The sequence below is a fragment of the Veillonella parvula genome (genome assembly GCF_036456085.1).
GTDB lineage: Bacteria > Bacillota > Negativicutes > Veillonellales > Veillonellaceae > Veillonella > Veillonella parvula_E.
This window is the reverse complement of sequence record NZ_CP138632.1, coordinates 1464521-1484827: the sequence shown is the minus strand read 5'-3', so window position 1 is coordinate 1484827 and position 20307 is coordinate 1464521. Positions and strand designations below refer to the sequence as shown.

The following is a 20307-nucleotide window of genomic DNA, read 5'->3' as shown; positions in this document are numbered from 1 at the left end:
AAATGCTGAGGCTTTAATGCATGTATTTCATACATAATATAGTGGTATTAATTTGAAATTATAATCTATGAGGTTTAGCTTGCATAAGTTATCTGCGAGGTGATTATTATCAATAGGCCGTTATTATGTTTATTGGGGATTGTGGCCGTTGTGGGAGCTTTCACTACGGTTATAAGTTTTGAAGGCAAGCGAGAGGTATTCAGCGAGGCAGGTGCTATTCAGATTGAAGATGATACGAAGCAAATTGTGTCGTTGCCGAGTGTGGCAAGTCGAGTAGTATCTATTTCTTCGGCAGATAGCGAATTACTCATCGCTTTAGGTGTTAGCCCGGTAGGCGTAGTAAATTCAAGGGAGTTACCGGCAGAGGTGCAGGCTAAAATTGCACAGTATCCAAATATGAATAGTGCTGTATCTCCAAGTATTGAACGAATTATTATGTCCGATCCGAATCTCGTTATCGGCATTGCCATGCCGTTTCAAACGGCGTTGCGCAAAGCATTTAATGAGAATCATATTCCTAGCTTTTACCATCTATCCTCCAATTATGATGACATCATGGACCATATTCGGCATGTGGGCGCTATGACTGGTCATGATAGGGAGGCGGCTGCATTGGTCCAGAAATATAATGATATCCTAACAGAAATCATACAGCGGCATAAAGATGAGTCTGCGCCGCGTGTTCTCATCGTTTTTGGGACGCCTACGAGTTATCAACTAGCCTCCAGTAAAACATATGTGGGAGATATTTTCCAAAGATTAGGAGCAAAAAATGTGGCTGATGTATATTTGCCACAAGATGTATCGGAGAATGCTTTGGATGGATATATTCCGCTTAATCTGGAGACGATGGCCGTTCTTGATTGTGACAAGGTTATCTTGATTAATCATGGCAGTAGCGGTGAGAAAGATATAGCAGCTTTTAAAAAGGCTTTTAAAACGCCGGCATGGCAGAATGTACCTGCTATTGCTAATGGGAATATAGAGGTCTTGCCGGGTCCGTTGTTTGCGTCGGTGCCGACCGCCCGAATGGATCAAGTGTTATTATATGCGGAAAAGGTGTTATATGGACAATCTCATTAATGTGCAGGAACGTCGTGGCTTACGCGTTTTTGTGGCTGCGCTGATTCTGTTAATAGCAGGTGTGTTACTGAGTATGAAATTGGGCGCCGTTCCATTAACTTGGAGCGAATTATACCAAATCATAATGGGTGGCGATACATCAAAAATTGGTCAAATTATCATGACTATACGCTTACCACGTGTTGTAGTGGGATTTTTAGCGGGCATGAATCTTGCCTTAGCTGGCGTGATTTTACAAGGCATCTTGCGAAATCCTTTGGCGGATCCCGGCATTATCGGTATTACCTCTGGCGGTGCTTTGGCGGCTATGATCATCATGATTCTCATGCCTACTTACGTTATGCTTGTTCCTATTGGTGCTTTTATTGGTGCGTTGGTGGCATCGTTTTTGGTTTACGGTATTTCTTGGCAAGGTGGACTTAATCCGTTGCGCCTTATCTTAGCCGGTGTGGCTGTAGCGGCTTTCTTCGGCGGGTTTAATACGATTTTGTCCGTGTTTTATCCGGATCGTGTTCAAGGAACGGTGAGCTGGATGGCAGGTGGTTTTGTAGGGCGCAGCTGGGACGATGTGATGATGATCTGGCCTTATACGGCTATGGGCATTATTGGATCTATGATATCTATCAGATGGCTTACATTGCTCAGTTTAGGTGATGACACGGCACGTACCTTGGGGGTACATGTTGAAAGATGTCGATTGTCATTGCTCGTATTAGCCTCTTTGCTAGCCGCATCAGCGGTGAGTGTGTCGGGGATGTTGGGATTTGTAGGCCTTATAGTGCCTCATGTGGCGCGCCTCATCGTAGGTGTAGATTATCGTTATTTGATTCCTACGTCTATGGTCTTTGGTGGCATATTAATTGTTTATGCAGATACATTGGCGCGCATGATGATTGCGCCTGGTGAAATTCCTGTAGGCGTACTGATGAGCTTCTTGGGTGCTCCATTCTTCTTGTATCTATTGAAAGGGGTGGGGCGAAGATGAGTGTGTTAACAGTCGATAATATAACGGTAGGCTATGGAAAACGATTGATACTGGAGAATCAATCTATCGTCTTTGATAAATCGGAAATAATATCTATCATTGGTCCAAATGGTTCGGGAAAATCAACGTTTTTGAAAGCTTTGGCGCGACTTATCAAGATAAAACAAGGCACCATATCGCTGGATGAAAAATCTTTACATTCGTGGAATACGAAGGAATTAGCGCGCCATATAGCTTTGTTACCGCAAATTACGACCGCCCCTGCAGGAATGTTAGTTGAGCAATTGGTTCGATCCGGACGAAATCCGTATGTATCGATTTTTAAGGAACTATCTGATGCGGATTTAGCTGCTGTGGAGCAGGCGATGAAATGCACAGATGTATGGAAATATCGGTATCGGCAAATAGGGGAACTATCCGGAGGTGAACGGCAACGCGTATGGCTTTCATTAAGTTTGGCGCAAGAACCGAATATTCTACTCCTCGATGAACCGACTACTTATCTTGACAGTCGTCATCAAATTGAGTTGATGGAGCTAGTTAAACGCACACAGCGGGAACGAAATATTATGGTCGTTATGGTGCTCCATGATTTGAATCTAGCTTTGCGCTATAGTGACCGCATTATTGCCCTTAAAGAGGGAGCTATTGTAGGTGATGGAACTCCGCATATGATGATGACCCCAGAGAATTTAGCAGACTGGTTCGGTATTAAAGCGGATATTTTACAAAGTCCTCGCAGTGAAGAAACATGTCCTATATGTGTACCATATGGTCTTGCTTAAATAGAGGAACTTAAATGCTATATACTAGTTAATTGTTAGCTGTTTTTACTGAAATGTACACAATAGCAAAAAAGCTATTTCGAAAATTGCATACTGTTTATACCTTAAAGAGACCCCACCTGTGGTGAGGGTCTCTTTATTATGGTAAAATATATGGTGTACCAAATGGTTGGGTGAAATTTTCACGAAATGATGTACAAGCATAAGTACATTATAGAACCCGGATGGGGATTTTTAATGAGGTAAAATAGTGGAATATATTATTTCGTTTATGGAAACATATGGCTATACGGCCATGTTTATTGCAATGGTTCTAGAAAATGCTAACGTGCCTATTCCAAGTGAAATCGTACTTGGTTTTGCGGGGTATTTGATAGCTCAAGGCATATTTGATATGCATACAACAATGGTGGTAGGTATCTTAGCAGGTATTGTTGGTTCTATAGTATCCTACTGGATGGGTGAGCATGGTGGGCGCCCTTTATTATTGAAATATGGTAAATATATATTCTTTAATGAACATAAATTTGAACTGGCAGAAAAGATGTTTAATAAATATGGCGGTGTAGCTGTATTTTTTGGTCGACTTTTACCTGGTGTTCGTACCTTTATCTCCTTCCCTGCAGGAATGGCACGCTATCCCATGTGGCATTTCATCATCTGGACGGTACTCGGTACGATTCCTTGGACGATTTTGCTCGTTTACTTAGGCAAGGTACTTGGTGAAAATTGGCAAGACCTTATCGAGTACAATCATGAGTTCTTGATTGTTATGATCGTTGTATTTGTCATTATAGCTGTAGTACTGGGCTTTAGATACTATCGTAATCGTCGATAAGGAGGCCCTTATGAAACTCTCTCGATTAACACCAGTCGTATTTATTGTGTGGCTAGTGTTTTATATGTTTGGCAATAATATGTTGCCTGTTACAGATCCCGTTGAATCTAATTATGCGTTAACGGCAAAGGAAATGGTTCTTTCAGGTGATTGGCTATCTCCGCAGATTTATGGTACTTATTGGTACGATAAACCCATCATGATTTATTGGCTCATTGCTCTTGGCTTTAAAATTTTTGGAATTGCTGATTGGGTGGTGCGCCTACCGAGTGCTATTTTCGGTGCTTTGTCGGTGGCGACCATGTATCAATCTACGCGTACCATGAGCGGTAAGTGGGCACTTGGTCTCATTGGGGCATCCGTTCTAGGCACATCTCTCATGTTCTGGACCGTAGCTCATGGCGTTATTACGGATATGGTGCTCCTTTATACGACATTGATGGTCATGATTTACTCCTACAAGGGACTGGTGGAACAGAAACCGTATGCCATGATTGTGGCCTATGTATTCGCTGCGTTAGGCGTACTCACTAAAGGTCCGGTAGCCATTGTGTTGCCTGGTATGATTCTACTTGTTTTTGCAGGTATTAATCGTTCTTGGTCTATGGTGAAAGCCATCTTCGATTGGCGTGGCATTTTAGCCTTTTGTGTAGTTTGTTTGCCGTGGTATGTATACATGTATAGTGTTCATGGTCAAGACTTTATCAATGGCTTCTTAGGACTTCACAATGTAACGCGTGCTACTCAGTCGGAACATCCAGAAGATAATGTGTGGTGGTATTATCTCGCTATCTTCCTTGGTGCTTCTATGCCGTGGACGGGTGCTGTTATTTACGGTATAATCGATGGCTTTAAACAACGTCATACAGGGTTTATCTATAATATGACTTGGGGTGTTGGAATTGTGCTATTCTACACCTTGATGGCAACAAAATACCCTCTATATACCTTTGTTAGCTTAGTCCCATTTAGTGCTATCGGTGCTTTGGGCGTTATGAAGCTTATTCGCAAAGGCAAATCTAGAGCCTTAAAATGGATTATTATGGGGCCGACGTTGCTTTTGTGGATTGCTTATGTAGCAGGTTCTTTCTTCGCACCATGGGGTTTTTATTGTTTGCTCTATGTCGTGGTTGCTATGGCAATATTGGCTATGTTCTATACATGGTATACGAAAAGAGGATATCGTTTAGTTACAATTATTGTCCTTGGTACGATGGTTATATCTTCTATAGTTGTTATGGAAGGTTTAGAGCCATTCGTTAAGCAACGTAGTAATATTGATGTTGTTCCAGTAGTGGATTCCTATGAAGGGGATGTCTATTACTATAACGGCTATAGTACGGCTGTTGTGTATTATACGGGCCATAAGGTTATCAAGATTAATGGTGATGAAAGCCGCTGGGATGATCGAGATAAATTAAAAAAACGTAGCGCTGAATGGCAGAAGAAATATCTTATGGAACAAGTAAGTGAAGAGGAATTTAACAAGATTATCGAATCTGGTAAGCCACTTATGTTAATCGTTCCTAAAGGGGAAATTAAGCATTTCCGTCAGTCCTCCATTTATCCACATGTGTCTGAGTCTAGTGAAGCAGGTACATCTGAAGTTTACGTACTAAATAAAAAGACTCTATTCAAATAATTATGAAAACTTAATAAACATTAAAAACAGGTAGTATCCAATGATATGTATCCCCTTTACTGGTTGTCTAGTAAAGGGGGGGTACATATCACAACGAATACTATCTGTTTTTTGTTAATTAGCACCTTACCACTTTTTGTTAATTAGTTGTTTGCTGTTTTTGGTTAATTAAAATCTTGCAGCTTTATGTTATCTGAAAGTTTACTGGTGTTGATCCTCTATATACTATCTATTTATTTGCCTTTTATATTAAAATAATTATTTAAATAAATAGGATCTTGTCTATATTGACATTTTTCGTACATAAATAATAATACCTACAATATTAATATGATTTATTGACATAATTAATACATATTGATATAGTAGGATATATTAAGTTTAGAAGACGAGGTGTTCTAAAGCCTGATTTCATCTAAGGTTTAGAAAAATGCGGAAAATGATATGAGTCATAAACGCCCCTTGTTGTGAGGTAGAAAGAGGGGACATTATGAAGAAATTTTGGTATCTATTCATTGCTATCGTGCTGTTGATAGTAAGTGGGCTAGCGTATGGTTATCATGAACACAGTAAACCAAAGACCGCCCAAGAATTAAAAACCGTGCGCGTTGCGTATTTACCGATTACGCATGCGCTACCCGTATTTGCTATGAAGGAACTGGAGACAGCAGATGGTCCCGTTCATGTAGAGCTTGTTAAATACGGTTCCTGGCCGGAACTCATGGATGCGCTCAACACCGGTAAAGTAGACGCTGCAGCCGTTCTCGTTGAGCTCGGTGTAAAGGCTCGTGAACAGGGCATAGATGTGCGCGCAGCGGCATTAGGTCATACGGAAGGTAACATTATCGTTGTAAATAACGATATTAACTCTGTACAGGATTTAAAAGGCAAATCCTTTGCTATCCCTCATAAGCAATCAACTCAAAAAATCCTCGTAGACCTCATGCTTGAACGGGCGGGTCTTAGCGAGAAGGACGTACAGATAGTGGAGATGAGTCCTCCCGAAATGCCGTCCGCATTGTCGGTCGGTCAAATCGCTGGATATAGCGTGGCGGAGCCTTTCGGTTCTCTTGCTATAGAAATGGGAGCTGGGAAGGTCTTTGAAGACCCTGATCACTTATGGCATGACAATATTTGCTGCGCCCTCGTATTCAACGGTCAATTCGTCGATGAACACCACGATTTGGCGAAGGCTTTCACAAAAGCTTATCTCGATGCAGGTACATATTTAGACGAGCATCCGGAGGCGCAAAAGGAGATTTCCTTAAAATACATGAAGTTTAAGGATCCTGTTATTGAACGTTCCCTCAAAGTGATTGGGTTTAAAGATTTAGCCCTTACAGAGGAGCGTTACAATGCGCTCGTGCATCACATGACACATATTGATTTAATCAAAAATGTGCCGAGCTATTCAGAGTTTGTAGATCAAACATTGTTACCATAGGAGGGGGACCATGAAGAAATATACATATGTGCCAGGCTCATTTATCGCAGCGTGGCTAATTTGGGAATTAATCATTCGCCTCGGCGGATTTAACGAAGCCTTGCTGCCGACGCCATACAAAGTGTTGCTCGGCTTTGGGGAGCTCATCGGAGACGGCGTGTTATTCAAGGATGTTGCGGACAGTTTGGTGCGCTTTTTCATAGGCTATATCATTTCCGTCGTAGCCGGCGTGTTTTTAGGACTTATTTTAGGCTGGTATAAGGGCATTTGGAATTATATCAATCCCATCGTTCAGGTGATTCGTCCCATTTCACCGGTGGCATGGTTGCCGTTTATCGTACTGTTCTTTGGTATCGGACAGGCGCCGGCCATCGTCATCATCTTTATCGCGGCGTTTTTCCCGGTTCTATTGTCCACGGTGTCCGCGATTCAGAATATCGACCCCGTATACATCAAGGTGGCTCGAAATTTTGGTATCAAGCAGCCGGAACTGTTATTTAAAATTGTATTGCCCGCCGTGTTTCCCGGTATTGCATCGGGACTTCACATCGCGCTCGGAACGGCGTGGATCTTCCTGGTGACGGGGGAAATGGTAGGTTCCCAGACGGGGCTTGGATTCCTCATCATCGATATGCGGAATAATTTGCGTAACGATCTTCTGATGGTGGCGATTTTGACGATTGGATTCGTGGGACTTTTGCTCGATTGGGGCGTATCCCTCATCGAAAAATGGATTTATAGACGTTGGGGCATTGAAAAATAGGAGGTGGACGCATGGGTTACATTTCGGTGCGCAATGTACACAAGGAATTTATGAAAGATGGAGAACCGCTCACCATCCTTGAAAATATTAATCTGGACATTGAACGAGGTGAATTTATTTGTCTCTTAGGTCCTTCCGGGTCAGGTAAAAGTACGCTTTTAAATGCTATGGCAGGCTTTGAGCTCGTTACTTCGGGCTCCGTTACCATCGACGGCGCGGAGGTGAAAGCACCTCAACTGCGGTATGTAACGGTCTTTCAAAATTACGGACTGTTGCCGTGGCGAACGGTGGAAAGCAATATTGAACTGGGCCTTGAAAGTAAGAATGTGCCTAAGGAAGAGAGACCTGCTATCATCGACAAATACGTGAAAATGGTGGGGCTCGACCATGCGCGCAATCGCTATCCGGCGGAGTTGTCCGGCGGGATGCAGCAACGTGTATCCATTGCGCGGGCGTTGGCGGTCGATCCGGACATTATCTTCATGGATGAGCCACTAGGGGCCCTCGATGCGTTGACACGCATCAATTTACAGGATGAAATCTCCCGTATCTGCCGTGAAGAGGGTAAAACGGTCGTATTCGTTACGCATGATATCGAAGAGGCGGTGGTTCTTGCGGATCGCGTCGTAGTGCTCGCTGCTAATCCGGGACGGGTGCAAACCATTATCCCCGTCAATCTCATCGATAGGACGGACCGGACCTCGGCGTCCTTCGTCAATATTCGAAACCACATATTTGAACAATTCCAACTCGCCAAAGAAGACAAAATCGAGTTTTATATATAAATGTGATATTGTATATATTAGTAGCAACAGAAGTCCAACAAAAACTGTAGTTTCAAAGATAGTAGGATCGTTCATTACCATCAAGGCTGTTACATGAGGCCTGTCGTTTTGATTGTAGAGAATCTAAAGTCGCTTTGAAATTACAGTTTTTTATATTTTGTTGCATGTGGATATTTTGAATATTAGTTTCGCATCAAACTTTCAGAAATGGATGCTATTATAATATATAGTAACGGCATACATTTTATGTAGTGCGTGATTATCAGATATATTATCACATATTATGATTGGATATCGTAATATATGGATTGTATTATTATGGGCTTTAGTGTATAAATACAGTATATAAAGGATTGATAATTATGATATACAGCATTATTTATTATATGGTTCGGTAGTATAAATTGGGGGAGAGCCTATGTCCTTATTTACATCAGAGGAAGAGAAAACGCTGTCTTTTGATGAATATATGACCTCGTTTGATACGAATCAGATTGCAAAAGTACAGCAGTTTATAGACTGGCTCGGTCAATATAGGGGCGAGCTTGTTCACAATCCATGGGGCGAGGTGAATCCTGACCTCGAAATTGTTCGGCCTGATTTTGATGCGGCTCAGGTGCGTCGTAACAATTTGATGGCGTATTTGCTGCCGCGGTTGGGACGCTCCAAGATCTTTGTGGTGGCGGAGGCTGTCGGATATCAAGGTGGGCGCTTTTCGGGTATTGCCATTACCTGTGAGCGCATATTGCTGGATAAGCATAAAACGATTCGGGCGCATCAGATAACGCCTGTTACATTACAAAGAACCAGCTCTCCTGTGAGCCCTATGCTGAAACGGACCCAACAGGAACAGGGGTTCAACGAGCCTACGGATACGGTAGTATGGAGTGCTATCATCGAACAGGAAATTGATCCGTACGATGCGTTGCTGTGGAATATATTTCCCTTTCACCCTCACAAGGCGGGCGAACCGCTCACTAATCGGACGCCGACCGAGTCGGAGCAGCAGCTGGGTTGGGAATATACGAAAAGACTGTTGGCATTGCACACCGAATTAGGTGGACCGGAGCCGCTCGTGCTCGCTGTCGGTCAAAAATCGGCGGACACGATGGGGCGATTCGGCCTTTCAGCCATCGGTCTTAGACATCCGGCTAACGGTGGGGCTAATTTATACCGTGAAGGTTTTGCTAAAGCTATAGGCCAATTTATACCGTAAAGATCTTGTTGAAGCTATATAGAGAGAGAGTTTTGAGATAGAAGGTATTACATATGAAACGTTATTGTGAATCCTGCCGTCAATATTGTGACGAGGCGGCCATGTTCTGTCCGCATTGCGGGCAGTATACGACTGCGGTGGAGGTTGAGAGAATTGCACCGGAAGGGGATATTATCTATCCGCTGGCGCATTATCAGTTGAGTTATAAGGATACATTTCTTTATGTGGTAGGCCACAAATTTATGAATTCAGATGGCCGCGCGTCTAAAGGAGAATTTTTGCGGTTCTTTTTGTTGTGGCTATTAGTTATCGTTGGAATTCTGGCGCTTGCTTATGGACTTACGGCGGTGCTTCATAGGGGTATTTATTTAATCCTGTTGGCATGGATGTTACTGACAATCATCGGTCTAGTCTTGCTAATTCCGTTGGGGGCTCTATGTATCCGTCGCCTTCATGATACCGGTAAAAGTAGTGAACATCTATTTTTTGTTTTAATACCTTTTATAGGGCCAATAATTCTATTTGCTCTACTGTGTAAGAAGGGTGAACCGAAGGCCAATCAATATGGTGAGGCGTTAAGGAACATCGTCATTGACAAACGGTTGGCATCTATTATGAAAGTATCGCCTACGAGCAGTGCTTTCACCACTCGAATTCTCGTTGCATTGCTGGTGAGTGCTATCTGCGTATGCAGTGTTTCGGCTCGTTATATGGGACCGGAAAGTGAACTGGAGCTGGGCGGATGGTTTACGAACATCATTGTCGGTCAAGGCAGTGATGAAGCTGCACGGGATGCGATACACGATTATTTTGATGCCGTCAATGAAAAGAACTATGATAAGGCTTTCACCTATGTTATCAATCAGACTAAGACGAATCCCGTAGAAAAGCAAAAATGGATGGAATCTATGAAGTCGGCGCCGAAGGTGGTTGTCGGGTCCTTAGGTGCGAGTCGTATCACTCGTATAAACAGCATGAAACGCATCATTTACGAAGCGGATCTGCAAGTCACTAAACCCGGAGATGGCGCGGTTGAGGCTGCGCACATGACACGCTACATATCTCTGGTCGAAGAAAATGGCGAATGGCATATTGAAGGATTTTATAAAAGTATGCCAGATGATAAATAATGAAATGCTTTGGGGTGGTTCGGTTTGAGCCGCCCTTTTAAGTAGTAGTAAAATTTTATGTTACTTTTGATGAATCAAGCGTAGAACTCTTTTGTTTATGTTGTTTTTATGTTATAATGAGCACAACGTATGAAAGTGAGGCTTTCATCAAAACAGATCGGACTATATTGCACTGCGTATCGGATTGAGATAAAAATAGAAGTCTCTTGCGGTTGAAGCATCTGATAGTGCACTATACTCATTTGCTACGGCAAATGGCACACAAACTAGGAACGGCAAAATTTGATAGCGCATTTTTGCGCCCATTTGACGAGACGCTAGTATAATAGCGCCTTTTTCTTTGTGTGACATTTCCTCGTGGCATAGATCAATTCAAGTGATAGGTGAGAAAAACTATGTTAAATAAATTAATGAACAAAATTTTAGGAGGAACTGTGAATACAACAGATAATCAGGTTACTGCGCAAGTGAAAGCAGAACCAACAGTAGCAAAAACTGCTACTCTTACAGCTGCGGCTGAAGGCGAGCAAAAACAAACGCGTCGCCGTACAAATACACGCCGCCCTGCTGGCGAAGGTCGTACGCGCCAACAAACAGCTGGTGAAGGTGAAGGTGCAACACGCCAACGCCGTTCTACAAATACTCGCACAAGTGCGAATGGTGGCCGTACTAATACGACTCGCCGTACAAATACACGTCGCAATGCCGAACAAGGTGAAGGTCAAGAACGCAAAACTCGTCAAACTCGTGCACCGCGTGGTGAAAATACACGTAATACGCGTACTAATAATGGTCGCAATGGTCAAAATGGTCAGAACCGCAATAATAACCGCTCAAATAATCGTTCTACAGGTTGGAACAATCAAGAGGAACAAGTGGAATTAGTCGGTCGCACACCAAATGGCGCCAACAAGGGAAAATTCCAAATCATTCCATTAGGTGGTCTTGGTGAAATTGGTAAAAATATGACTATCTTCCAATACGAGGACGAAATCATCGTTCTTGACTCTGGGCTTGCATTCCCTAGTGAAGATATGCTTGGCGTAGATATCGTTATTCCTGATATGAGCTATATCATCGAGAATAAAGACCGCGTGAAAGCTGTCGTAATTACTCATGGTCATGAGGATCATATCGGTTCTTTGGCATACCTTATGAAAGAAATTAGTTGCCCAGTATACGCAACAAACCTCGTTTGTGGATTAATCGAAGGCAAGTTTAAAGAACATAAGGTATCTCCAAAATGTCTGCGTACGATTGCTGCCGGCGATGAAGTTCAAATTGGTCAAGTGACTGTTGGTTTCATCCAAACAAATCACTCCATTCCTGACTCCTGCGCTGTATACTTTAATACACCAATCGGGACGGTTCTTCATACAGGGGACTTTAAAATTGACCAAACCCCAGTTGATGGCCGTTTGATGGATATGCACAAATTTGCTGAGCTCGGTAACAAAGGCGTATTAGCGCTATTATCGGACTCTACAAATGTAGAAAAACCAGGTACTACTGGTTCTGAAAGTTCCGTAGGTCCTGCGATTAAACAAGCTGTTGGAGAAGCAAAAGGCCGCGTTGTTTTGGCAACATTCGCATCCAACGTATCCCGTATCCAACAAGCTATTGATGCGGCGGTTATGTTCAACCGTAAGGTTGTAGTTATGGGCCGCAGCATGGTCAATGTTACAGAAATTGCCCAAGAACGCGGATACTTGAATATTCCACCAAATACAATCATCGATGTAGATGTAATGCACAACTACACAGATGATCAAATCATGATCTTAACGACTGGTTCTCAAGGTGAACCGATGGCAGGCTTGTCCCGTATGGCAACAAGCAATCATCGCACTGTAGAATTGGCACCGAATGATACTGTTATCATCTCCGCTACACCAATTCCAGGCAACGAAGGTGCTGTAGGTAGAACTATCGATAACTTACTTCGTTTAGGTTGTAATGTGGTATATGGTAAAGACCGTGGTATCCACGTATCTGGTCATGCGAGCCAAGAAGAGCTTAAAACAATGCTTAACCTTGTTCGTCCAGAATACTTTATCCCAGTTCATGGTGAGTACCGTATGTTGCGTCGTCATGGTGAACTTGGTGTGGCTATGGGCGTAGATCCTAAGAAAGTCCTTATCGGCGATAATGGTCAAATCTTTGAATTTGATAAAGATGGTGGTCGTAAAGGTGGACGCGTACAAGCTGGCGCTATCTTCGTTGATGGCCTTGGCGTTGGTGACGTAGGTAATATCGTTATCCGCGACCGTCAACAATTGGCACAAGAAGGTATGGTTATCGTTGTTATGGCGATGGACAAAGCGTCTGGTACTATCGTAGCTGGTCCAGACCTCGTATCTCGTGGCTTCGTATACGTTCGTGACGCAGAAGAACTCATGCTTGCTGCGGAGCACCGCGTAGAACAAGTTCTTGAAGATTGTGAAATGCAACGCATCAAAGACTGGACAACCATTAAGCAAAACGTACGTGACGCATTGGGTAAATTCTTCTATGATAAAACCCGTCGTCGTCCTATGATCTTGCCGATTATTCAAGACGTATAATCTTATATAATACAGAAAAGTACCGCACCTCATGGTGTGGTACTTTTGACATTTTAAAAGAGCAATAAAAACTACCATTAATAGCACTGCTATCGCATTCGTCTACTATATGGGGTATTTGAAGTTACCGTTTTAAACTGTTATAATTAAAAGATACCAATTAATATATCTTCTTATGTAAGAATGGTGATTTATGAATAAAACAAATACAAGAGCGATGGTGGAAACTGCCTTTGTATCGACCATTGTTGTTATGTTAACTATAGTAGGATCGACAGTGCCTTTCCTTAGTTTGCTTGCCACCTTGGTTGCACCTTCTGGGATTGCACTGATAGGTATTCGCTGGGGGAGCCGATATAGTTGTGCCGCGTCAGTGGTAGCTTTTGTCCTCGTTTCACTTTTAGTAGGCCCATTAATGGCAATGGCTACTATTTTGGCATATTCTTTGCCGAGTATTTTTCTTGGAGAAGCTTTTAGAGCGAATTGGTCTTTTGGTAAACTTATCGTTATACCTGCTATTGCACTTACTTTAACGAGCCTTATAGGAATTTTAATTTCTGCAGGCCTCACATCTTTTGACTTATCTCAGATTAGTCGAATGATCGATGTAGATCTTAAGAATGCTATAATTGAGTCTGTAAAGCAGCAACCTATGACACAAGAACAGATGGATGCATATATTAACCGTTTAGATTTTGCATTTCAGCAAGTGAAACGAATGCTTCTAGCCTATTGGTTTGCAGCGAATGCAATAGTGATTTATATCTTGGCTAAGCTTGTATCGTATATCGGTCGCCGTACAAATAGTGTGATGCGTATATTGCCAACGATGGATACGTGGCGCATGCCGCTTTGGGGGGCTGGTGTACTAGCGGTTGGTATAATCCTTGCTTATGCTGGGCCATATCTTGGCTATACTGAAAGTATTCTTGCTGATGTAGGCCTTAACCTAGCTTTATTTGGTGCTATGATTTGTGGACTTAATGGCATTACATGCTTGTTGTCCATCATGAAATCCTATAATTTAGCAGGTATTTTTAAATTTGCTATTATAGCTTTTTTATATATAATGAGTCCATTGGCACTCGTTATATATGGTATTTTTGATATGTTTTTAGATATGAGAGCACGTTTCGAAAAACGTAGCTCATAATAGAAAGGAGGCCGTTATGAAATCCTTTCAACGGAGATGGAAAGGTTTAGAAATTACCATTGTTGCCGTTCTCGTATTATTGCTATTATTGCTGGCCTATTTAAATTGGGCTATTGCGATTTTAGCATTAATCATTGTAGTAGCGGCGTATTTGGTTAATTATAATACCCTTCATAACCGGCGTCGTTTAGCAAGAGAGCAGTTTAGTGCGATGATGAAAAATGTCACACAAGCTTCTAACTTTGCTTTACAAAATTTGCCAATGGGGATTGTTCTTGTTAATAAGCAAGGCACATTGGTGTGGAATAATAGTGTTTTCGCTGACTGGGTTAAGGTCGACTGGAATAAGCTCCAAAAAATGTCTGCCTTGTTACCTGGTTTCCGTATCGATAAAATCTGGGGTAAGTCCGGATATATGACGGAAAAATATGAAAATCGATATTTTCAAATTATTTATAAATTTATCGATCCTCGGGATACGCGATCAGATATTGATAGTGAAGATGAACTTGCGGAACATGCAGTGATGGCATTGTACTTTAAGGACATTACTGACCTAGAAAAAGCCCGTATTAAAGCCGAAGAGGGGCAGCCTGTATGGGGTATGATTCAAATCGATAATCTCGAAGAATTGACAAAAGGCCTTAGTGATCGTGAGTATACTAGTATTTGGACAGATATAAATAATATCATTATGGATGAAATCGATCGCTACGAAGGTTTTATTCGTAACTTCCAAGATGATATGTATACCTTTGCCATTTCTCGTGGTGCGCTTCATGAGATGGAGGAAGACGGGTTTAAAGTGCTCGAACGAATCCGTAAAGTACCATCTCCGCGTCAAGTACCAGCTACGATTTCTATTGGTATTAGTGAAAATGTAGGTTCTGTGAAAGATGTATCTGGTCGTGCTCGTGCAGCCTTAGATATCGCCTTAGGTCGCGGTGGTGACCAAGTGTGTATTATGGATGGTGAAAGTACACGTTTCTTTGGTGGCAATACGGCAGGCGTTGAGAAGAATACACGTGTTCGTGCTCGTGTTGTATCTCAAGCTATACATGAGCTTATGATTGATTCTGATAAGATCCTTATCATGGGGCATCAGCGTGAAGACTATGATGCCTTAGGTGGCATTATCGGTGTAGCCGCCATTGCTCGAGCACTTGGTAAAGACGTGCGCATTGCGCTTTCAAAAGAAACTAGCGCCATCGATAAAATGGTGAATGTTCTTAATGAGTCAGAGTTCTGGAAAGAGAATATTATTACTGCAGAAGCTGCAAGAGTATGGGTAGATGCGAATACGCTCACTGTCGTGTGTGATACGCATCGTCAGGAAATGGTGGCGGCTCAAGAGGCGCTTGAAATTTCTGAACGACGCATCGTTATCGACCATCATCGCCGCGCAGCGGACTTTGTGGAAAATCCATTGCTTACCTATTTGGAACCAACTGCATCGTCCACATCTGAGCTCGTAACAGAGCTTGTACAATATGCAGGAGTTCCTGTGAAGCTTTCAAAAGCGGAAGCCACAGGTATCTATGCAGGTATCGTGCTAGATACAAAGAACTTTGTTCAACAAACTGGTGCGCGAACCTTTGAGGCCGCAGCATTCTTGCGCCGTGCAGGGGCGGATATCGACAGAGTTAAACAATTGTTTATTGAAACCTTCGATTCTATCCAATTGCGTGCTAAAATGGTATTTGAAGCAAGTCGTACTGAAGGAATTGCTATTTCTGTAGCGCCTGAAGGCTTGAAGGATATGATGGCGTTGGCTGCACAAAGTGCGGACATGCTCATCAGTAATGAAGATATTGAAGCTGCCTTTGTACTATATTCCCTAAATGATGGCGGTATCGGCGTTAGTGCTCGATCCAAGGGCAAGGTAAACGTACAAGTTGTAATGGAAGCCTTGGGTGGTGGCGGTCATAGAACTGTGGCTGGTGCTCAATTACAAGGTATGACCATAGAGGAAGCGAAGCAGGCCATTTTGGAGCATGCTCTTGAGGCGCTTCATTCCGCAGAACAAGAGGAGGAATAACAATGAAAGTAGTATTGTTAGAAGATGTTAAAAAAGTTGGTAAAAAAGGCGAAATCGTTGAAGTTAGTGACGCATATGGCCGTAACGTGTTGATCAAGAAAGGTCTCGGCCTTGAAGGTACAGCAACTAACGTAAATAATGCGAAACAAAAACAAGAATCCATTGCTCATAATAAAGCCGTTGCAAATGACGAAGCTAAGATCTTGGCAGCTCAATTGACTAAGGTTGAAGTAACTGTAAAAGTTCGCATGGGCGAAGAAGGCCGCGTATTCGGCTCTGTTACTGCTAAAGATATTTCCGATGCTGCTAAAGCTCAATATAAAGTAGATATCGATAAAAAGAAAATCGAAATCAAAGAACCATTGAAAACATTGGGCGTACATGACGTACTAGTTCGTGTTCATCCTGAAATTACAAGTACTATCAAGGTTAATGTAGTAGCCGAATAATAGTATTCACCATGCTCTTGGAGTATGGTGAATTCTTTTATCCATAGTGGTTGTGTGAAGGGGATTATCATGGATGTACGCATTCCACCGCATAATCTAGATGCGGAAAAGGCCGTTTTGGGGGCTTTATTAACTAATGGATCCAATATGGGCGCCGTTGTAGATACGGTGACAAGTATTCTTAAATCTGAAGATTTTTACCGCGATGCACATCGTATTATTTACGATGCCATTTTAGAAATCGTGCATGCCAATAAGACAGCTGACTTTATTACCGTTGGTGAAGAGCTAGATCGTCGTAAGCGCCTCGATGCGGTAGGTGGTCTTGCTTATATTACATCTCTTGCGAATGAATCTGTTTCCTACAATGTTGAGGAACATGCGAAAATTATCAGCGAGAAAGCTCAGTTGCGCCGCCTCATCGATGCAGGAAATAAAATCGTTGGCATGACGTATGCTGGCGAAGATGAGCCGACGGCTATCCTTAACAAGGCAGAGCAAATGGTATTAGACGTAAGCGGTCAAACCCAGTCTGAATCATCCTTTGCTGCCATTGGGGAAGTGGTTTTATCTAATTTAGATAAACTTAATGCATTGCAACAGCATGATGGCGCTATTACAGGCGTGCCAACAGGCTTTAAAGATGTAGACCATATTTTTAATGGCTTACAAAAATCTGACCTCATCCTCGTAGCAGCTCGTCCTGCGATGGGGAAAACAGCTTTCACCTTGAACATTGCTCAAAACGTAACGATGTTGTATGACAAGACGGTGGCGTTCTTCTCCTTGGAAATGGGTAAGGAACAGCTCGTTGGTCGTATTTTGTCCTCCGTGGCAGGTGTGAGCTCTGAAAAACTGCGCCGTGCGAATATGGATCCTGCTGACTGGGAAAAGGTCATTGCCGCAGCGGACCGCATGAGCAAATCCAAGCTATTTATCGATGATACGCCGGGCCTTACCGTACAAGATATGCGCTCTAAGTTGCGCCGTCTCAAGGTTGAACATGGCCTCGATCTCGTTATCGTCGATTATATTCAGTTGATGCAAGGTCGAAATGCTGGTAAGGGTAGCGAAAACCGTCAACAAGAGGTGTCCGAAATCTCTCGTAATCTTAAATTGATTGCTCGTGAATTTAACGTGCCGGTTATCGCTTTATCGCAGTTGTCTCGTAGTGTTGAAAGCAGACCAGATAAACGGCCTGTGCTTTCGGACCTTCGTGAATCTGGCTCCCTTGAGCAGGATGCGGATATTGTTATCTTCTTGTACCGCGATAAATATTACGATGAAAACTCTGAAAAAGGGGACAATGCAGAAGTCCTCATTCGTAAACACCGTAATGGATCCATCGGTACCGTGGAACTCCAATTCGTTGGGGAATTAACACAATTTAGAGACGTAGAATTCCGAGACTTAGGGCCGGAACAATAATGAAAACTATCGTGGGGGTGCCCTATATTGATGGGGCCCCATAACACAGCTACATTTTAATTAAAAAGAAAGGACTATACTTCTTTGCTCCTCGTGACCTGATGTCGCTGCATAAGTATAGTCCTTTCTTTTTAAATATAAAAACAAACATATGTTTGAAAATATTCTATATTTTTGTTATACTAATCATAGAAATTTTTGTGTTCTAATTTTTGTAAAAGCCAGTTGTTTAGGGGCTTAGGGGGTGTTTGTATGGGTTCAGGTGATACGGATCGGATGTATATGTGTATTGATTTGAAGTGTTTTTACGCGTCTGTAGAGTGTGCCGATTTGGGACTGGATCCGTTTACAACACCTCTGGTGGTGGCCGATGGTTCTCGTGGCAAGGGGGCTATTACGTTGGCTATTTCTCCTGCCTTAAAAAAGTTAGGTGTTAAAAATCGCAGCCGATTATTTCAGATTCCACCGTATATTGAGTATTTGACGGTGAAGCCACATATGAAGCGGTATATGCAGGTGTCTGCTGAGATTTATGGAACCTTGCTCAAGTATGTGGCGCCCGAAGATGTGCATGTGTACTCTATCGACGAGTATTTCATCGATATTACGCCCTATTTACCACTATATAAAAAGACGCCTCGTCAGTTGGCGCAGATGTTACTCGATGCTGTGCTAGAGGCAACGAAGATTTATGCCACCGTTGGAATCGGAACAAATTTGTTTCTTGCTAAGATTGCCCTTGATATTTTGGCGAAACATGCGTCTGATTTTATAGGCTATCTTGATGAAAGCCTTTTTAAAGAGACAATCTGGTATCATCAGCCTTTGACCGATATATGGCAGATTGGTAAGGGCATAGCTAATCGTTTGCATAAGTATGGTGCTTATGACTTACATGGTATTACTATGATTCCAGAGACGAAGTTGTACAAGGAGTTTGGCATTAATGCAGAGCTCATCATTGACCATGCTTGGGGCCGTGAGCCTTGTACGATTGCGGATATCCATGCGTATCGACCTATTAAGCACTCTATCTCGCACAGTCAGATTTTGTTGCGTAATTATACCTATGAAGAGGCATACGTGCCTATGCGCGAAATGGTAGAGTCCTTGGTATTAGAGCTTTTACAAATCAAAGGGGTCACGAATCACATTCATGTCCATATCGGCTATGCTGATGAAATGATGCGCTCTACAGGAGGTTCTAAAAAGCTTAAGCAGTACACTGACTCTTTGCAGGTGTTAACGGCGGCAGTTATTAAATTATACGAGCAGCATTGCCGTAAAAATGAGCTCATCCGTCGCATAGGAATCAGCTTTGAGGATTTAGTCAATCGATCCGCCATACCTCAAGAGGTGGACCTATTTAGCACTCTTACTACAAATGAAGAGGAAAAAGAGCGACAGGTACAAGAGGCTATGCTATCCATTAAGGAACAGTTTGGTAAGAATTCTATTTTGCGTGCATCGAGCTTACAAGAGGAAGGCACCATGCGCTTTAGAAATACCTTGGTAGGCGGTCATAATGGGGAATAGATATTATAATGGATACATTGGAAATACATTAGTCGCGTAAGGGGAGGTATAAATTAATGAAACATCGCATGTCTCGGTTACAGCGAGCAAAACAATTTATGCCCTTTGCGGCATTGAGGGGATTTGAAGCGTTATTAGCCGCTGTAGCAAAGCCAAAAGAAAATCGGGCAGAGTTATCAGAGGATCAAATAGACGAGTTAAATACAGTTTTACAATCTGTACGTTGTGGGGAGTGGGTACGAATCGTTTACTACAACAAACGAAAATATACGGAACTTATAGGCGCTGTTGATATGATTAGTGAGCAATTACAAATTCTATCTGTACAAGGAACTGTTATTCCTTTCAGATATATTAAAGAGCTGAACTTGTATGATATATAAATATAAATGATGGCTTTTACTGTGTATGGTAAATAGACTAGAGTTAAGAAATAATTAGGTATACAATAGTATCATGGGTAAATAT

Annotated in this window: 17 protein-coding genes; all 17 read left to right on the top strand. The window is 42.4% G+C overall.

The window, feature by feature from the left end:
• Nucleotides 1–141 precede the first annotated feature (141 nt).
• The 17 genes from PK1910_RS07155 (at nt 142) to PK1910_RS07075 (ending at nt 20222) form a co-directional block, all read left to right on the top strand.
• Nucleotides 142–1083 carry an ABC transporter substrate-binding protein gene (locus tag PK1910_RS07155; RefSeq protein ID WP_331298515.1) on the top strand — a complete coding sequence of 314 codons (942 nt, stop codon included), beginning with the start codon at nt 142–144 and terminating at the stop codon, nt 1081–1083.
• On the top strand, nt 1067–2068 hold the full coding sequence (locus PK1910_RS07150) for a FecCD family ABC transporter permease (protein ID WP_021148707.1): 1002 nt from the start codon (nt 1067–1069) through the stop codon (nt 2066–2068). Before PK1910_RS07155 ends, PK1910_RS07150 begins: the two co-directional genes overlap by 17 nt.
• Complete coding sequence (locus PK1910_RS07145) at nt 2065–2853, top strand: ABC transporter ATP-binding protein (protein ID WP_058948258.1); 789 nt, start codon at nt 2065–2067, stop codon at nt 2851–2853. The genes PK1910_RS07150 and PK1910_RS07145 overlap by 4 nt, the downstream gene beginning before the upstream one ends.
• 250 nt (nt 2854–3103) lie before the next feature.
• Complete coding sequence (locus PK1910_RS07140; protein ID WP_008602158.1) at nt 3104–3691, top strand: DedA family protein; 588 nt, start codon at nt 3104–3106, stop codon at nt 3689–3691.
• Between the two features lie 10 nt (nt 3692–3701).
• Nucleotides 3702–5333 carry an ArnT family glycosyltransferase gene (locus tag PK1910_RS07135; protein ID WP_058948257.1) on the top strand — a complete coding sequence of 544 codons (1632 nt, stop codon included), beginning with the start codon at nt 3702–3704 and terminating at the stop codon, nt 5331–5333.
• A 490-nt stretch (nt 5334–5823) separates the two neighbouring features.
• Nucleotides 5824–6777, top strand: a complete 954-nt coding sequence (locus PK1910_RS07130) for an ABC transporter substrate-binding protein (protein ID WP_058948256.1) — start codon at nt 5824–5826, stop codon at nt 6775–6777.
• Between the two features lie 10 nt (nt 6778–6787).
• A complete protein-coding gene (locus tag PK1910_RS07125; RefSeq protein ID WP_058948255.1) occupies nt 6788–7540 on the top strand; it encodes an ABC transporter permease in 753 nt (250 codons plus the stop codon).
• Nucleotides 7541–7551: 11 nt separating this feature from the next.
• A complete protein-coding gene (locus tag PK1910_RS07120; RefSeq protein ID WP_021148703.1) occupies nt 7552–8325 on the top strand; it encodes an ABC transporter ATP-binding protein in 774 nt (257 codons plus the stop codon).
• Between the two features lie 418 nt (nt 8326–8743).
• Entirely contained in the window at nt 8744–9541 is a 798-nt protein-coding gene (locus tag PK1910_RS07115) for a uracil-DNA glycosylase (protein ID WP_058948254.1), read from the top strand.
• Between the two features lie 53 nt (nt 9542–9594).
• A complete protein-coding gene (locus PK1910_RS07110; protein ID WP_058948253.1) occupies nt 9595–10671 on the top strand; it encodes a DUF805 domain-containing protein in 1077 nt (358 codons plus the stop codon).
• A gap of 395 nt (nt 10672–11066) precedes the next feature.
• Complete coding sequence (locus PK1910_RS07105; RefSeq protein WP_072210706.1) at nt 11067–13235, top strand: ribonuclease J; 2169 nt, start codon at nt 11067–11069, stop codon at nt 13233–13235.
• A 193-nt stretch (nt 13236–13428) separates the two neighbouring features.
• Nucleotides 13429–14388: a DUF2232 domain-containing protein gene (locus tag PK1910_RS07100; protein WP_058948252.1), complete on the top strand. Its 960-nt coding sequence runs from the start codon at nt 13429–13431 to the stop codon at nt 14386–14388.
• Between the two features lie 16 nt (nt 14389–14404).
• Nucleotides 14405–16426 carry a DHH family phosphoesterase gene (locus PK1910_RS07095; RefSeq protein WP_058948251.1) on the top strand — a complete coding sequence of 674 codons (2022 nt, stop codon included), beginning with the start codon at nt 14405–14407 and terminating at the stop codon, nt 16424–16426.
• Nucleotides 16427–16428: 2 nt separating this feature from the next.
• Nucleotides 16429–16875 carry a 50S ribosomal protein L9 gene (gene rplI, locus PK1910_RS07090; protein WP_004694699.1) on the top strand — a complete coding sequence of 149 codons (447 nt, stop codon included), beginning with the start codon at nt 16429–16431 and terminating at the stop codon, nt 16873–16875.
• Nucleotides 16876–16944: 69 nt separating this feature from the next.
• A complete protein-coding gene (gene dnaB, locus PK1910_RS07085) occupies nt 16945–18303 on the top strand; it encodes a replicative DNA helicase (protein ID WP_008714774.1) in 1359 nt (452 codons plus the stop codon).
• Between the two features lie 252 nt (nt 18304–18555).
• Nucleotides 18556–19839, top strand: coding sequence for a Y-family DNA polymerase (locus tag PK1910_RS07080; RefSeq protein WP_058948250.1), 1284 nt, complete (start codon nt 18556–18558; stop codon nt 19837–19839).
• A 56-nt stretch (nt 19840–19895) separates the two neighbouring features.
• The gene (locus PK1910_RS07075; protein ID WP_004694706.1) at nt 19896–20222 is read left to right on the top strand and encodes a YolD-like family protein; all 327 of its coding nucleotides are present in this window, start codon (nt 19896–19898) and stop codon (nt 20220–20222) included.
• Nucleotides 20223–20307: the final 85 nt, after the last annotated feature.